The sequence below is a fragment of the Corallococcus exiguus genome, from assembly GCF_009909105.1.
GTDB classification, from domain to species: domain Bacteria; phylum Myxococcota; class Myxococcia; order Myxococcales; family Myxococcaceae; genus Corallococcus; species Corallococcus exiguus.
Window position 1 is genome coordinate 1,373,027 of record NZ_JAAAPK010000001.1, and the last position, 15,635, is coordinate 1,388,661.

13 protein-coding genes are annotated in these 15,635 nt (G+C 70.4%); 8 read left to right on the forward strand and 5 right to left on the reverse strand.

The window, feature by feature from the left end; all coding sequences use genetic code 11:
• Window positions 1-3: 3 nt before the first annotated feature.
• Window positions 4-777 carry a hypothetical protein gene (locus tag GTZ93_RS05645; protein ID WP_139922335.1) on the reverse strand — a complete coding sequence of 258 codons (774 nt, stop codon included), beginning with the start codon at window positions 775-777 and terminating at the stop codon, window positions 4-6.
• Window positions 778-961: 184 nt separating this feature from the next.
• Here GTZ93_RS05645 and GTZ93_RS05650 point away from each other — a divergent pair, with 184 nt between their 5' ends.
• Window positions 962-1,957, forward strand: coding sequence for a hypothetical protein (locus GTZ93_RS05650; protein WP_261777596.1), 996 nt, complete (start codon window positions 962-964; stop codon window positions 1,955-1,957).
• 35 nt (window positions 1,958-1,992) lie between these two features.
• Window positions 1,993-3,000 carry an NAD(P)H-dependent glycerol-3-phosphate dehydrogenase gene (locus tag GTZ93_RS05655; protein ID WP_121753734.1) on the forward strand — a complete coding sequence of 336 codons (1,008 nt, stop codon included), beginning with the start codon at window positions 1,993-1,995 and terminating at the stop codon, window positions 2,998-3,000.
• A 15-nt stretch (window positions 3,001-3,015) separates the two neighbouring features.
• On the opposite strand, the gene GTZ93_RS05660 is transcribed toward GTZ93_RS05655, so the two are convergent.
• Complete coding sequence (locus GTZ93_RS05660) at window positions 3,016-3,477, reverse strand: hypothetical protein (protein WP_233596986.1); 462 nt, start codon at window positions 3,475-3,477, stop codon at window positions 3,016-3,018.
• Between the two features lie 50 nt (window positions 3,478-3,527).
• On the reverse strand, window positions 3,528-5,183 hold the full coding sequence (gene hflX / locus GTZ93_RS05665; RefSeq protein ID WP_169827771.1) for a GTPase HflX: 1,656 nt from the start codon (window positions 5,181-5,183) through the stop codon (window positions 3,528-3,530).
• 166 nt (window positions 5,184-5,349) lie between these two features.
• Here hflX and proB point away from each other — a divergent pair, with 166 nt between their 5' ends.
• Complete coding sequence (gene proB / locus GTZ93_RS05670; RefSeq protein ID WP_139918090.1) at window positions 5,350-6,474, forward strand: glutamate 5-kinase; 1,125 nt, start codon at window positions 5,350-5,352, stop codon at window positions 6,472-6,474.
• Between the two features lie 22 nt (window positions 6,475-6,496).
• Here the strand turns inward: proB and GTZ93_RS05675 are convergent, their stop codons facing one another.
• Window positions 6,497-6,970, reverse strand: a complete 474-nt coding sequence (locus tag GTZ93_RS05675) for a hypothetical protein (RefSeq protein ID WP_120576865.1) — start codon at window positions 6,968-6,970, stop codon at window positions 6,497-6,499.
• Window positions 6,971-7,330: 360 nt separating this feature from the next.
• Between GTZ93_RS05675 and GTZ93_RS05680 the strand changes: the two genes are divergently transcribed.
• From GTZ93_RS05680 to acnA, 5 genes are all read left to right on the forward strand, one after another.
• Window positions 7,331-8,356 (forward strand): helix-turn-helix transcriptional regulator, encoded by a 1,026-nt coding sequence (locus GTZ93_RS05680; RefSeq protein ID WP_120576864.1) that lies wholly within the window; start codon window positions 7,331-7,333, stop codon window positions 8,354-8,356.
• Complete coding sequence (locus GTZ93_RS05685) at window positions 8,353-9,282, forward strand: helix-turn-helix transcriptional regulator (RefSeq protein ID WP_120576863.1); 930 nt, start codon at window positions 8,353-8,355, stop codon at window positions 9,280-9,282. Before GTZ93_RS05680 ends, GTZ93_RS05685 begins: the two co-directional genes overlap by 4 nt.
• Before the next feature lie 6 nt (window positions 9,283-9,288).
• A complete protein-coding gene (locus GTZ93_RS05690) occupies window positions 9,289-10,908 on the forward strand; it encodes an FHA domain-containing protein (RefSeq protein ID WP_121753732.1) in 1,620 nt (539 codons plus the stop codon).
• Window positions 10,909-11,007: 99 nt separating this feature from the next.
• Complete coding sequence (locus GTZ93_RS05695; RefSeq protein WP_139918092.1) at window positions 11,008-12,267, forward strand: phospholipase D-like domain-containing protein; 1,260 nt, start codon at window positions 11,008-11,010, stop codon at window positions 12,265-12,267.
• 128 nt (window positions 12,268-12,395) lie between these two features.
• Window positions 12,396-15,128, forward strand: coding sequence for an aconitate hydratase AcnA (gene acnA / locus GTZ93_RS05700; protein ID WP_139918093.1), 2,733 nt, complete (start codon window positions 12,396-12,398; stop codon window positions 15,126-15,128).
• 71 nt (window positions 15,129-15,199) lie between these two features.
• On the opposite strand, the gene GTZ93_RS05705 is transcribed toward acnA, so the two are convergent.
• Window positions 15,200-15,628, reverse strand: coding sequence for an HD domain-containing protein (locus tag GTZ93_RS05705; RefSeq protein WP_139918095.1), 429 nt, complete (start codon window positions 15,626-15,628; stop codon window positions 15,200-15,202).
• Window positions 15,629-15,635 lie beyond the last annotated feature (7 nt).

The following is a 15,635-nucleotide window of genomic DNA, read 5'->3' on the forward strand; positions in this document are numbered from 1 at the left end:
GGGCTACTGCGCAACCGGTGCGGGCGCCACGGGCTTCGGACTCGCGGGCACTGGCGCGACAGGACGCGGGGAGGGGACAGGCGACGGTTTCTGGGCGCCCGTGCCCGGAGGCGCGGAGAGCAGGTCCTTCGAACCCGCGCGCGGCGCGGTGAGGCTGTCCATCGGCTCCAGCGGTTCATCCCGCAGAAGGCCGTCCCCCGCGTCGGCCGGAAGCTCCGAGCCCGCGTCCGCCGTCGTATCCCTCACGCCGTGATTCGACGTCACCGCGAGCCGGGCCACGTCCATCGCGCGGTCGGGGTCATCCCCCAGCCAGGTCACGACCACGACGCACGGCGTGTCGTCATCCCACGCCACCACCTGCGTCATGCCCTGCACGGGGTTACGGCGCGCGGCGGCCTTGCCCAGCGCCGGAATCTCCTCGCCGCCCACGTTCAGCGTGGGCTCGAGCAGCGCGCGCACATCCGCGTTCGCGTAGTTCGGCTGGCAGTCATACGTCACCGACACGGACACGCCCGCCAGCGCCGCTGAACGCAGCGAGCACACGGGCCCGCACGTGGGACACGCGCGCTCCTCCTTCATCGTGAAGCCGTTCAGCGTGAGGTCGCGCAGGTCCGCCGGAAGCAACTCCTCGCACGAGGGCAGCGTCAGTGTGGACGGCCGTCCCGGAATCCCGATGGCCCCCGCATCCGACGCTCCCGTCGCGTCCGTGCCCGCACCGGGCCTGCTGCACGCGCCCAGGGCGAGCGCCATCAGCAGTGCACCCCGTCCGACCCTCATCCCGTTGGCTCTCCTCACCGACGCCATGCGCGCGGCGCGGATGGTAGACCGTGCCCGGCCTCCGTCATCAGCATTGTGGCGCGGCTGCCGCTTTCCGGACGCGACCGGATGGCGGGGGAGAGGTCGGGCAGGCCGGCCTCGTTCATGGGCGGAGCGTGGGCTAGGCTGCCTGCCTTCCTCCACCATGCGCCTCCCCGGTTTCCTCAGCCTGTCGATAATGGTCCTGGCGCCGGCCATTCCCGCCCGGGCCCAGACGTCCAGTCCGGCTCCCCGGAGCGCGACCCCCGACGAGTCCTGGAGCGAACCCGGCAAGCCCGCTTCCGAAGCCCCACCAGCTCCCGCGAGTCCCCAGGCCGCTCCCGGCGAGGAAGTCCCCTCCCGCGTTCAGCCGCCGCCCGAAGCCGAGGGCTGGGAGTCCTTCCCCGGCGCCTCCAGCCCCGCTCCTGTCCCCGCGCCGCCTCCGCCGCCTCCGCCGCCTCCGCCGCCCCGGGCCGCTCCGCCGCCACTCGCCGAGCCGCCATCCGCGCACCGTCTCGTCAAGGCTCCCCGTCCGCCGCCTCCACCCCAGGCCCCCAACCGCTACGGGCTCTACGGCGGCCGGTCACTGGGCTCCGGACACGCGGGCGTGGGCATGGAGCTGGGCTTTCCCTTCGTGTCCGCGCGCGGCATGTACGGCGTGCTGGAGCACCTGGACCTGGGGCTGGGCGTGGACACCGTCTACGGCCTGATGACCGAGCTGCGCGCCAGCGTCCGCTTCACCCTCCTGGACAGCGACAACGTCAGCCTCGCCTTCGTGGTGGACGGCGGCCACGCGTTCTTCCTGCGTCCCCCGGACACCGAGGACAAGGGCGCGCGCTACCTGAGCGGCCGGCGCGACTGGAACGTGGCCCCGGGGCTGGTGGCGTCCTTCCAGGGCGACAGCCCGCGCGCGTGGCGGCCGTACCTGGATGTCCGCGCCCTGATGGCCTTCGACATGGACCCCATCCAGAAGGATCCGCTGTCCGGTGTGCCGCCCGCGTGGAAGCTGGATGCGTCCGTCCTCGTCCGGCTGGGGGCGGAGTTTCCCGTGGGTGAGAAGACGTCCTACGCTGTCTCGTTCGGTGGCGACTTCCGCAGCCGCTCCTCGGACGCGGAGTTCATGCCCACGCTGTCCGTGGGCGTGGTGTCCACGCTGTTCTGAAATCCCCCTTCCCCCTCTCGACCCGAGGTCAGCTCATGCGCGGCAGTGTCATCGGTGCAGGTTCGTTCGGAACGGCGCTCGCCAACGTGCTCGCGGTGAATTGCGACGAAGTCCGCCTGTGGGGCCGTGAGCCCTCCGCCGTGGAGGCCATCAACACCCACCACGAGAACGCCACCTACCTCAAGGGCATCCCCCTCTCCGAGCGCGTGCGCGCGACCACGGACCTGGAGGAGGCGCTGGCCGGCTCGGAGATGGTGGTGCTCGCCACGCCCAGCCACGCCACCCGTGAGGTGCTCGCGCGCGCCAAGGACTTCCTGCCCAAGAGCGTGCCGCTCGTCACGGTGTCCAAGGGCATCGAGAACGGCACGCTGCTCACCATGACGGAGCTGCTGGAGGACTGTCTGCCGGAGGAGTTCCACCCGTACGTCGCGGTGCTCTCCGGCCCCAGCTTCGCCAAGGAGCTGGCCCGTCGCATGCCCACGGTGGTGACCATCGCGTCGCACTGGGACAAGGTGGCCCAGCGCTGTCAGAAGGCGCTCCAGACGGACACCTTCCGCTCGTACACGTCCACGGACGTGGTGGGCGTGCAGTACGGCGGCGCGCTGAAGAACGTCATCGCCATCGCCGCGGGCATGGCGGACGGCCTGGGCATGGGCCACAACGCGCGGGCCGCCATCATCACGCGCGGCCTGGCGGAGATTACGCGGCTCGCGGTGCGCAAGGGCGCCAACCCGCTGACGCTCTCCGGCCTGTCCGGCATGGGCGACCTGGTGCTCACCTGCACGGGCGAGCTCAGCCGCAACCGCCACGTGGGCATGGAGCTGGGCAAGGGCCGCAAGCTGCCGGACATCCTCGCGGAGATGAAGGAGGTCGCCGAGGGCGTGAAGACCGCCAAGAGCGCGCGCGACCTGTCCCTCAAGACGGGCGTGGAGCTGCCCATCTGCGAGCAGGTCTACCTCATCGCCTATGAGGGCAAGAACGCCAAGATGGCCGTCGTGGACCTGATGACGCGCCAGCCGAAGTCGGAGCTGTCCGGCGTCTGAAGACGCCGCGAGGCGCTAGTAGCGGCGCGGCTTCGCTTCGGGGCTTGCGCCGCGCACGCGCCACACGGTGAGCCGCTCGGAGTTGGTGTGGCTCAGGACGAGTCCTTCCGTCTGCATCTCCTCCAGCAGGCGGTTCGTCTTGAGCCGGTCCAACCCGATGGTGCGGCCCAGCAGGTCGCCGGGCATGCCGCTCAGGTTGGAGCGCAGCTGGTTGATGATGGCGCGCTTGAACTCGTTCTTCTGCAGGCCGTCGATGTCCTGCGTTCTCCACGCGGACAGGATGCCCCAGCCGATGAGCAGCAGCGTCACCACGGCGATGACCGGGTAGACGATGTGGCTGTTCTTCTCGAGCAGCTCGATGTAGCCGGTGGTGATGGACGAGACGGGCCGGTCGTAGTCCGGCCCGGAGTCCTGTCCGGGCAGGCCTTCGATTTGGGCCGTCAACAAAGGGATGAGCAGTTTCAGCGCGGGAGCCAAGGCCCCCCGACTCTACGGGGAGGGCCCCCGCGCCGACAACCCGCCCACCGTCAGACGACGCCGATGGACTCGGACGCACCCTCGGCGAACAGGGTGATGTCCGCCTTGGCCAGGAGCGTGGACAGGCCCTCGCGCTTCACCGCGCTGATGGCCACGCCGCCCAGGGAGCGCAAGAGCGACTCCACCTCGTCCGCGGACAGCTGGTCCGCCTTGTTCCACACCATCAGGCGCGGCTTCTCCATCAAACCCAGCGAGGCGAGGATCTTCTCCACCGCCTCCACCTGGTCGTCGCGCGCCGGGTCGCTCGCGTCCACCACGTGCAACAGGAGGCTTGCGTCGTACAGCTCCTCCAGCGTGGCGCGGAAGGCCGCCACCAGGTCCTTGGGTAGGTCCCGGATGAAGCCCACCGTGTCGGTGATGATGACCTCGCGCTCCTGCGGGAAGCGCAGCCGCCGGCTCGTGGGGTCCAGCGTGGCGAACAGCTTGTCCTCCGCCAGCACCTCCGCGTTGGTGATGGCGTTGAGCAGCGTGGACTTGCCCGCGTTGGTGTAGCCCACGATGGAGATGACCGGCACCTCGCGCCGGTTGCGCTGCGCCCGGCGGACGCTGCGCTCGCGGCTGATGACGTCGATGCGGCGCTCCAGGTTGGTGATGCGCTCGCGCACGCGGCGGCGGTCGATTTCGAGCTTCGTCTCACCCGGGCCGCGGCCTCCCACGCCACCGCCCATGAGGCGGCTGAGCGAGTCATCCCCCTGCACCAGCCGGGGCAGCCGGTACTTCAGCTGCGCCAGCTCCACCTGCAGCTTGCCCTCGGCCGTCTGCGCGCGCTGCGCGAAGATGTCCAGGATGAGCTGCGTGCGGTCCAGGATTTTGAGGCTCGTCGCGTCTCCGATGTGCCGCCCCTGCGACGGGGTGAGGTCCTTGTCGAAGATGAGCAGGTCCACCATGGACTGCATGGAGCGCAGGTTCAGGTCCTCCAGCTTGCCCCGGCCGATGAGGTAGCGCGGATCCGCTTCGCGCTTCATCTGGAGCACGCTGTCCACCACCTCCACGCCCGCGGTGCGCGCCAGCTCCTTCAGCTCCGCGAGTGAGGACTCCGCCCGGGCGCGGTTGCCGTCCAGGCACACCGCCACCAGGATGGCGCGCTCCTTCCCGGACACCGTGCGCGCGGCGGCCTTGCGGTTGAACTCCTCCTCCAGCGCGTCCAGCGTGGACAGCAGGTCCGGCTGTTCAACGTGCACGGAGGGCAGGGTGGACACGTGCCAGAACTCGCCCGCGCCGTTCTCCGGCACCAGGTAGGCCCAGTGCAGCACGCCGGGCAGGCCTTCGTTGCCCACGCCCACGGCCGCCACGCAGTCCAGGCGCAGGAGCGCGAGGTCCGTGAGGTCGTCCTTCGTCAGGGGTTCGCTCTTCAGGTGCGTGTGCACCAGCCGCAGGCCACGCAGACGGATTTGTCCGGCGCGCGCACGGCCGATGTCCGGCAGCTCCAGCTTGTGCGCGTTGCCCACCACGACGTGCTCGATGTCGCCCTTTCGGTTGATGAGGACGCCCACCTGACGGTTGAGCTCGTGCGACAGCTCGGTGAGGTGGCGGGCAAGCTCCGCGGACACGATTTCGCGCGGATCCACGCGGCGGCGGAAGGTGTTGCGCAACCGCTGCTGCTCGCTCGACTTCAGGCCCAGGGTGTTGCCGAAGATTTCCTTCAAACCGTTTCTCCTGGCGCGGACATCGAACGACCCGCGCTGCATTCAAGGCATTGGATGGACTGGGGCCACCCGCGTTTCATGACAAAGCCCCCCAGCCGGTGTGTCGCGCAGCCTGGTGAACAACCGGCCACGCGCGTCCTTTCCCGTTCCAGCCTACGCTGCCCCTGTGACTGATTCCGCACGCAACGCCTTGCGCGGGGCCCGCCGCGTGGTGGTGAAGATTGGGACCAACGCGCTGACGAGCGCCACGGGCCGCTTCAATCGTGCCCACTTCGACGCGCTGGGGCAGGACCTGCTGTGGGCCGCCGGCGGCCGGGAGCTGGTGGTGGTGTCCAGCGGCGCCATCGCCCTGGGCATGGAGCGGCTGGGGCTGCCTGCTCGCCCTCGGGACATCCCGGGCAAGCAGGCGTGCGCGGCGGTGGGGCAGAGCCGCCTGATGCAGGCGTACGAGGAAGCGTTCGGTCATGCGGCCCGGACGGTGGCCCAGGTGCTGCTCACCCACGAGGACGTGCAGGAGCGCCGCCGCTACCTCAACGTGAAGCACACGCTGGAGCGCCTGCTGGCCGCGGGCGTGGTGCCGGTCATCAACGAGAACGACACCGTGTCCGTGGACGAGCTGAAGTTTGGCGACAACGACACGCTGGCGAGCTTGGTGGCCGGCGTGGTGGAGGCGGACGCGCTGGTCCTCCTGTCGGACGTGGAGGGCCTCTACACCGCGGACCCGCGCAAGGACGCCGAAGCCCGCCTGATGCCCGCCGTGCCGCGCGTCACCGCGGACGTGCTGGCCCTGGCTGGCGACGCCAGCAGCGAGGTGGGCACGGGAGGCATGGCGTCCAAGGTGCGCGCCGCCGCTCGCGCCGCGGAACTGGGCATCCCCTGCGTCATCACCTCCGGCGCGGTGCCCGGCCGCCTGCGTGGCGTGCTCCAGGGGGAAGCCGTGGGCACGCTCTTCGAGCCCGCCGGACGCCGCAGCGCGCGCACCGCGTGGATCGCCCACGCGCTCCGGCCCCGGGGCCGGCTGGTGGTGGACGCGGGCGCGAAGGAGGCCATCGTCACCGGCAAGCGCAGCCTGCTGCCCAGCGGCGTGACGGGTGTGGAGGGGGACTTCGGCCGGGGAGACCCGGTGGACCTGACGGACTCGGCCGGGATGGTGTTCGCCCGGGGGCTGTCCACCTACGACGCCAACGAGCTCAGGCGCATCGCTGGGCGGCGGAGCACGGACATCGAGGCGGTGCTGGGCTACCGCTACCTGGATGAAGCGGTGCACCGCGACGACCTGGCGGTGCTGTAGCCGCGGTCCACGCAAAGGCCGCCTAGATGGAGCAGGAGACGGACTTCACCGTGCCGGTCGCCGGCTCCGTCAGGCGCATCAGCGCGCGGAACTCCGGGGAGTCCACCTTCATCAGGAGCAGCGAAACCTCCAGCTCCCCAGGCACCCGGCCCAGCTGGAGCTTGCGCTCCTGGCCGTGCAGCAGGGCGAGCTGCGAGTGGCCTTCCCCTTCCGGCAGGGACAGGTCCACCTGGAGCTGGAACGAGTCGCCCTCGCCCTTGGGCGTGAGCACCAGCCGGTAGTCCGGCACGGTCGCGCCCGGACGGCGGCGCTCGGCGCGAAGGGTGCGGCCCGCTTCACCCAGCAGCTTGGGCTGGGCGATCAGCCGGCCGTCGCGCCGGACCTCCAGCGCGAAGTAGAGCGGTTCGGAGCGGGCGTGCGCCGGGGCGGAGACGAAGGCCAGCAGCACCAGCGCCAGCCCGGGAAGCCACTTCTTCAGCAGGGAGGTGCGGTCCATGGTCGAGCCCTCGTCAAAGCATTGGTCCGCCGCGTCGGCCCCACGGCAGCCAGCAAAGCCTCCAGGAGGCCCGCTGTCGCTTCTCACCCAAATCGACAATAGCCAAGGAATAACCCAGACGCGCCCCGAGTGCGAGCCCCACACCCGGGGTTGTCTGCTGGCTTGCGGACGAAACGAGGGGTACATGACGGTACCTGCTTGCCTGTTCAGGTTGGGGCGGCTATCCCCCCCTTGGACGGAGCCAGTGCCCTCCGCTGTTCCCTTTCTGTTCGTTTCCAGGCCTGCCCCTTTCTCCCACCCCGGAAGTCCCCGGTCTCTTGATCTCCCGGGTCCTGTCCGCCATGGTCACCGATCACCTGAATGGACCGCACGGAACGCATCCTTGATCTCGTGGCACTGTTGCTCGACGCGCGGGAACCCATCTCGTGGGCCGAGCTGCGTGAGCACTTCCCCGCTGACTACGGTGGCTCGGATGACGCCGCGGAGCGCAAATTCGAGCGCGACAAGGCGGAGCTCGTCGAGCTGGGCTTCCCGCTGAGCTACGTGCAGGGGGACGACGAGCGGCGCGACGGCTACCTCGTCGACCGCAACGTCTACTACCTGCCGGAGGCGGACCTCACGAAGGAGGAGCTGGCCGTGCTCTACGCCGCCGGGTCCGCCGCGCTGGCGTCCGGCGCGTTCCCCGGCCGCGACGACCTGGCGCACGCGCTGCGCAAAATCGGCTTCTTCGCCGGCGAATCCCTGCCCACCCCGCGCGTGCGCATGGAGCTGGGCACCGGCCAGCAGGGCCAGGAGAAGGAGGTCTCCGCCCGACTGGAGCAGCTCTGGGACGCGTGCTCCGCCCACAAGTGGGTGCAGCTGACCTACGGCAGCCCCCGCAAGGACGGCGTCACGGAGCGGCGCGTGGACCCGTACGGCCTGGCGCTGCGGCGCGGCGTGTGGACGCTGGTGGGCTACTGCCACCTGCGCCAGGGCCTGCGCACCTTCCACGTCCACCGCATCCGCGAGCTGAAGGTGAACACCGCCCGGCCGCGCACGCCGGACTTCGAGGTGCCGGCGGACTTCTCGCTGGACGCCCACGTGGCCTACTTCCCCTGGCAGTACCGCTTCCACGAACCCCTGGAGGTGACGCTCCAGCTGACGGGGCCGCAGGCTTCGCGCGCGGGCTCGCTGTTCCCGGGCGCGGCGCTGGAGCCGGTGTCGGAGGGCGTGGTGCGGGCCCGCTTCCCGGTGACGTTCCTGGACGGGCTGACGCGCTTCGTCCTGTCGCTGGGGCAGGACTGCCGTGTGGAGGGGCCTCCGGAGGCGCGTGAGCGCCTGGAGCGGATGGCCGCGAACATCCTGGCGAAGCACGCGCCGGTGGAAGGTCAGCGGGTGAGCGCATGAGCAACGTCCACGAGCGGCTGCGCCGCCTGCTGTTCCTCGTCCCCTACGTTTCGAAGCACCCCGGCGTCACCGTGGAGGCCCTGGCCAAGGCCCTCAACATCAGCCGCGAGGACCTGCTGGAGGAACTGGACCTGCTCACCTGCGTGGGCCGGCCGCCCTTCAACCCGGACGACTACATCGACATCTACGTGGACAACGACCGCGTCTACGTGGACCTGGATCAGCGCCTGTTCGCGCCGCCCCGGCTGACCGCGGGCGAGGCCGCGGCCCTGGCCGCCGCGGCGGAGCTGTTGCGCCCGGCCACCGGCGATGCGCTCCAGAGCGCCCTCACCAAGCTGGAGAACATCATCCCGCCCGCCGCCCGCGAGCGCTTCCGGGACATGTACCGGAAGATCGACGCCTCCGCGGACGCGCCCCCGGCGCTGGGGCCCATCACCCGGGCCATCCTGGAGCGGCTGGAGGTGACGTTCGGCTACGCCAGCCCCGGCCGCCCGGCGGAACCGCGCCGGGTCCGCCCCTACGAGCTGCTCAGCCACCGGGGCCAGTGGTACCTCCAGGGCTTCTGCCACACCCGCCAGGACGCACGCCTGTTCCGGTTGGACCGCATGGAGGACCTGGCCGTCACCACCACGGCCTTCCAGCCCCCGCCGGACGCCCGCGCGGACGTGCCCAACCCGGCCCGCGGCGCCAGCGAGGCCTCCGTCCGGGTGCGCTTCACCCCCACGGCGGCACCCTACGTGAAGGAGCGCTTCGGCCAGGACGCCCGCCCGCTTGCTGACGGAGGGGTGGAGGTGCGGGTGGCCGGAGACAGTGAGCGCTGGCTCACGCAGTGGGTGCTATCCTTCGGTGGAGAGGCGGAGGTGCTGGAGCCGGCGAGCGCGCGCGCCGCCGTTGCCCGAGCCGTACATGCCTCGATAGGCTCCTAGGACGACATGGCCTTCCAACTGACGATCTCCGAGGGAAAAGACGCCGGCAAGGAGTTCGTCTTCGACCAGGACTCCGTGCTCATCGGGCGCACCTCCGAGTGCGACGTGGTGCTGTACGACCCTGGTATCTCCCGCCGCCACTGCCGCATCTTCCAGGACGGAGGCGGCTACGCGGTGGAGGACCAGAAGAGCGCCAACGGGACGCTCATCAACGGCGCGGCCGTGCAGAAGCAGACGCTGACGGACGGCGACACGCTCACGCTGGGCCCGGTGACGTTCCTCTTCGCGATCGCCGCGGAGGAAGCGACCACCGGCGAGGATGAGAAGCCCGCGGAGGACGGCGCCAACAGCACGCGCATCGTCTCCATCGACTCCTTGCGCAAGCAGCGCAACAAGAAGGCCGCCGCGTCGCTCGTGCCGGAGGGCGCGGACGAGGAGGACCTGCAGGGCATCCGGGCGGAGTCCACGCGCATGAACATGCGCGCCATCCGCCGGCCCACCTCCAACGCCCAGCGCGCCGTGCCGCAGGAGCCGCCTCCGCAAGAGGACGCCCCGGCGGCCATCGAAAAGCCCGCTCCCGCGCCCCCGCCCGCGCGCCGCACCGGTTCCCAGTCCTCCCGCGCCGTGGCCCGCACGCCCCGCGCCGGTGGCGCCAGCAGCAGCAGTGGCGGTGGTGGCCTGTCCGCCGCCGAGCGCGCCCGCATCCGCCGTGAGACGCCGGGCCTGGTGGCCAACCTGCGCCTGTTCTGGGCGGAGGCGAGCTCCAAGGTCCGCGCGGGCGTGATGGCCGGCGGCGGCGTGGTGGTGCTGGGCCTCTTCGCCCTCATGTACTGGTTGGTGCTGGGCGGCGACACCCAGGTGCAGAAGGGCGAGGAGCCCGTGCGCCTGTCCAACCAGCCCATCACGGACTCGTTCGGCCTGGGCGACGGCGTCACCTGGAACCGGCCGGACATGAAGGTCTTCGAGTGGGAGTTCGTCGCCGCGACGCGCGCGGTGGTCATCCTCCACTACCAGGCCCAGGGCATCTCCAAGGACGAGGTGGTGGTGAGCGTCAACGGCGTGGACGTGGGCAAGGTGCCCCCGGACACGCTGGCCAGCCAGGAGCGCTCGCTGGAGCTGATGATTCCGCCCCAGCAGCTGCGCAAGGGCGAGCCCAACCGCATCATCTTCGACAACACCCGCAACCCGCCGGGCGAGGACACCTGGCGCGTGTGGAACGTCTGGGTGGAGCGCGCGCTGCTGCCGGAGCAGCTGTCCACGCAGCAGCTGGTGCAGACGGCCAACGAGTCCTTCAAGAAGGGCCGCAAGAACTTCGACACGCCGGACATCGGCGCGCGCAACCGCTACGAGGCGTGGAAGTCCTTCCGCGAGGCGTGGCTGATGCTGGAGGCCCACCCGGACCCCAAGCCGGACCTCTACTTCGAGGCCCAGGAGTTCATGAAGCGCGCCCAGCAGGAGTTGGATCGCACCTGCTCCAAGCTGCTGCTGGAGGTGGAGGGCTACTACAACCAGGGCCACTTCAAGCAGGCTGCCTCCACGCTGGACCACATGCGCGAGTACTTCCCCGAGTACGACCAGCCGTGCGCCACGCGCGCGGAGAACAAGCGCGTCGAGTTCGGCCTGTAGCGAGCCGTCGTCTACTGGACGGTGCAACCCCGCCAGGGAGGCGGGCGGGGCCCGTCCGGGTTGCCGGTCCCTCCCTCCGTTCCCACCCTGAGTGGGGTGATGCGTGAGCTGGCGGGGGAGGACGGGCGGACGGAGGGGTTGGTTCCAGCGGCGCGCTCGCCGGGACCGGTGCCGGAGCATGGCCCGGTGTGGAGCGCCGGGGTGTCGCGGCGTCTGCTCGCCCGGTACTACCTGCCGCAGCGCCACCCCACCCTCCAGGGCAATGCGTGCCGGCTCCTGCGCGACGGCGTGGAGGCCTACCCGGAAATGCTGGAGGCCATCCGCCGGGCGCGCCGCTCCATCCGCCTGGAGACGTACATGTTCGTCACCGACGCGGTGGGCGAGCTCTTCGGCCAGGCGCTGGCGGAGGCCGCCGAGCGCGGCGTGCACGTGAAGGTGCTCTACGACGCGGTGGGCTCGTGGACCAGCCGCAGGAGCTTCTTCGAGGGCCTGCGCCAGCGCGGCGTGGACGTGCGGGCCTTCAAACCGTTCAGCCTCCAGCGCGGGCTGCGCCACCTGCTGCGCCGGGACCACCGCAAGATTCTGGTGGTGGACGGCACGGTGGCCTTCACGGGCGGGGTGAACATCGCGGCGCACTGGGCCCCGGAGGGGCAGGGCGTGGCGTGGCGCGACGACGTGCTGCGGATTGAGGGCCCCGCGGTGCATGAGCTGGAGCGGCGCTTCCTGGCCACGTGGCGGATGATGTTCCGGGACCGCCTGAGCCGGCTGCGCCGGCGGATCCGCGGCGGGGCCCAGGCGTTGGAGGCCCGTCCCCAGAAGGGCGACGTGGGACTGGCGGTGCTGTCCAGCCGCCGCAGCATCCACCGCGCATACCTGCACGCCATCCAGCGCGCGCGGGCCAGCGTGCTCATCGCCGCGGGCTACTTCGTGCCGGACCGGCGCATGGTGGCCGCGCTCAAGGACGCGGCGAAGCGGGGCGTGGAGGTGAGCCTGCTGCTCAACGGGGGCAAGAGCGACCACCCGTTCCTCGAGCACGCGACGCGCGCCTTCTACGAGCCGCTGATGGACGCCGGCATCCGCATCTTCGAGTGGCGCCGGGGCGTGCTGCACGCCAAGACAGCCGTGGTGGACGGCGTGTGGGGCACCATCGGGTCGTTCAACCTGGAGCGGTTGTCACTGGCCTTCAACCACGAGGTCAACGCCGTCTTCGCGGACCCCCGGCTGGGTCGCGACCTGGAGGACTCGTTCCGCCTGGATTGCGGCAACTGTCGCGAGGTGGACCTGGCCGCCTTCCGCCGCCGTCCCCTCTGGCAGAAGGCCGTGGAGCGGGTGCTCTACTTCTTCCGCAAGGTGCTCTGAGCGGGTCTGTAAGCCCGGGGTCCGAACCAACCGTCCACCGCCTTCAACGCAGTGCAGGAACCCTTTGCATGCCGGGGGGGACACGCCTAGAAGTTGCGTCATTCCGGCACGGAAGGACGGCAACGCACATGACGGACAGTTTCGGCACCAAGGCCCAGCTCAAGGTGGGCTCGGCGACCTACGACTATTTCAGCCTGGCCACGCTGGCGAAGGCCCACCCGGCGGTCAACCGCCTCCCGTTCTCGCTGAAGGTGCTGCTGGAGAACCTGCTGCGCAATGAGGACGGCCGCGTCGTCAAGCGCGAGCACATCGAGAAGATGCTCGCCTGGGACCCCAAGGCGGCCCCGGAGACCGAGATCTCCTTCCACCCCGCGCGCGTGCTGCTCCAGGACTTCACCGGTGTGCCCGCCGTCGTGGACATGGCCGCCATGCGCGAGGCGCTCGCCGCCATGGGCGGGGACCCCGCGAAAATCAACCCGCGCAACCCGGCGGACCTGGTCATCGACCACTCGGTGCAGATTGATTCGTTCGCCACCACCGCGGCCTTCAAGGAGAACGCGGAGCTGGAGTTCGAGCGCAACCGCGAGCGCTACGCCTTCCTGCGCTGGGGCCAGAGCGCGTTCAAGGGCTTTGGCGTGGTGCCGCCGGACATCGGCATCTGCCACCAGGTGAACCTGGAGTTCCTGGCGCAGGTGACGTTCCGTCAGGGCAACACCGTGTACCCGGACACGCTGGTGGGCACGGACAGCCACACCACGATGATCAACGGCCTGGGCGTGGTGGGCTGGGGCGTGGGCGGCATCGAAGCGGAGGCCGCGCTGCTGGGCCAGCCCATCACGATGCTGATTCCGCAGGTGGTGGGCTTCAAGCTCACCGGCAAGCTGCCCGCGGGCGCCACGGCCACGGACCTGGTGCTCACCGTCACGCAGATGCTTCGCAAGAAGGGCGTCGTCGGCAAGTTCGTGGAGTTCTACGGCGAGGGCCTGAAGGCGCTGTCGCTGCCGGACCGCGCCACCATCGCGAACATGGCCCCGGAGTACGGCGCCACCATCGGCTTCTTCCCGGTGGACGAGGAGAGCTGCAACTACCTGCGCTTCACCGGCCGCCCGGATGACGTGGTGGCGCTGACGGAGGCGTACGCGAAGGAGCAGGGCCTGTGGCTCAACGCCGGCGCCCAGGAGCCCCTCTTCAGCGACACGCTGGGGCTGGACCTGGCCGCCGTGGTGCCCAGCCTGGCGGGCCCCAAGCGTCCGCAGGACCGCGTGCCCCTGAAGGACATGAAGGCCGGGTACGAGGCGTCGCTCGTGGAGATGCTGTCCGCCGGCAAGAGCAAGGGCGAGGACGACGAAGGCCCCAAGGGCGCCAAGGCCCCCGCGGCCCCGGTGGCCCCGGAGCGGCTGGCCCAGTCCGTCACCGTGAAGGCGGGCAAGCAGAGCTACCAGGTGGGCCATGGCGCGGTGGTCATCGCGTCCATCACCTCCTGCACCAACACGTCCAACCCGGCCGTGCTGGTGGCCGCGGGCATCCTGGCGAAGAAGGCCGTGGAGAAGGGCCTCAAGCCGCAGCCCTGGGTGAAGACGTCCCTGGCCCCGGGCAGCCGCGTGGTGACCGAGTACCTGCGCGACGCGGGCCTCCTGCCCTACCTGGAGGCCGTGGGCTTCCACGTCGTGGGCTACGGCTGCACCACCTGCATCGGCAACTCCGGCCCGCTGCCGGAGTCCGTGTCCAACGCGGTGGTGGAGGGCGACCTGGTGGTGGCGGCGGTGCTGTCCGGCAACCGCAACTTCGAGGGCCGCATCAACCCGCACGTGCGCATGAACTACCTGGCGAGCCCCCCGCTCGTGGTGGCGTACGCGCTGGCCGGTGAAGTGGGCCGCGACCTGGACAACGAGCCGCTGGGCACGGACCCCAACGGCCGCCCGGTGTTCCTCAAGGACATCTGGCCGTCCAACGAGGAGATCAAGGAGACCATCCGCACGGCCGTGAAGCCGGAGCAGTTCCGCAGCCAGTACGCGAACGCCATGGAAGGCGACACGCTCTGGCAGCAGCTGCAGGTGGGCAAGGGCTCCACGTTCAAGTGGGATGAGAAGTCCACCTACGTGCGCAAGCCGCCCTTCTTCGAGAACCTCCCGAAGGAGCCCAAGGCCGTGCAGGACATCAAGGGCGCGCGCGTGCTGGCGCTCCTGGGTGACTCCGTCACGACGGACCACATCTCCCCGGCGGGCAACATCGCCAAGACGAGCCCCGCGGCGAAGTACCTCATGGCGGAGGGCGTGGAGCCCAAGGACTTCAACTCCTACGGCGCGCGCCGCGGCAACCACGAGGTGATGGTGCGCGGCACCTTCGCCAACATCCGCCTGAAGAACCTCCTGGTCCCGGGCGTGGAGGGCGGCGTCACGGTGCACATCCCCACGCGTGAGCGGATGAGCATCTACGACGCGTCCATGAAGTACCAGGCGGACAACATCCCGCTCGTGGTGCTGGCCGGCGCCGAGTACGGCACGGGCTCCAGCCGCGACTGGGCGGCCAAGGGCACGCAGCTGTTGGGCGTGAAGGCCGTCATCGCGAAGAGCTTCGAGCGCATCCACCGCTCCAACCTCGTGGGCATGGGCGTGCTGCCCCTGCAGTTCGAGGCGGGCCAGGACGCGCAGTCGCTGGGCCTCACCGGCCACGAGACGTTCGAAATCACCGGCGTCGCGGACGGCCTCTCGCCGCAGAAGAAGCTCACCGTGAAGGCCGTTGGTGAGAAGGGCCCCATCGAGTTCACCGCGGTGTGCCGCATCGACACGCCCAACGAGCTCGACTACTACCGCAACGGCGGCATCCTCCAGTACGTGCTGCGGCAGCTCGCCAAGGCGTAGCGGACAGCACCCGCTGGTTTCGCGGCCCGGCCGCCCTCGCTTCTCGGGAGGGTCGCCGGGCCGTCGTCTTTCTACGGCGACTCCGCGCGCAGGCGCGTCCAGGCGGCCACGTAGCGCGACAGGCGCTCGGCGTCCTTCGGCGTCACGTCCTTCAGGCGGCGCACGTCCATGTTGTCCTCCAGGTCCGCCAGCTTCACGCGGCGGGCCAGGGGGTGGGGACGCAGCCGTTCGATGAAGGCCTCGTAGCTTTCGCCCTCGCGCTTCGTCAGGCAGTCCAGGGCGGACAGCACGTCCTCCGGGTAGCCCATGCCGCGCAGGCGCTCCAGTGTGTACGGCGTGTCCTCCACCACGTCGTGGAGGATGGCCACGGTGCGCTCCGCGTCGGAGGCGAGGCGCAGCATCACCCGCATGGGGTGGAGGATGTAGGGCTGTCCTGCCTTGTCGCGCTGACCCTGGTGCGCGGCCACCGCCAGGGCGATGGCGTCTTCGAGCGTGGGCATGGGCGGA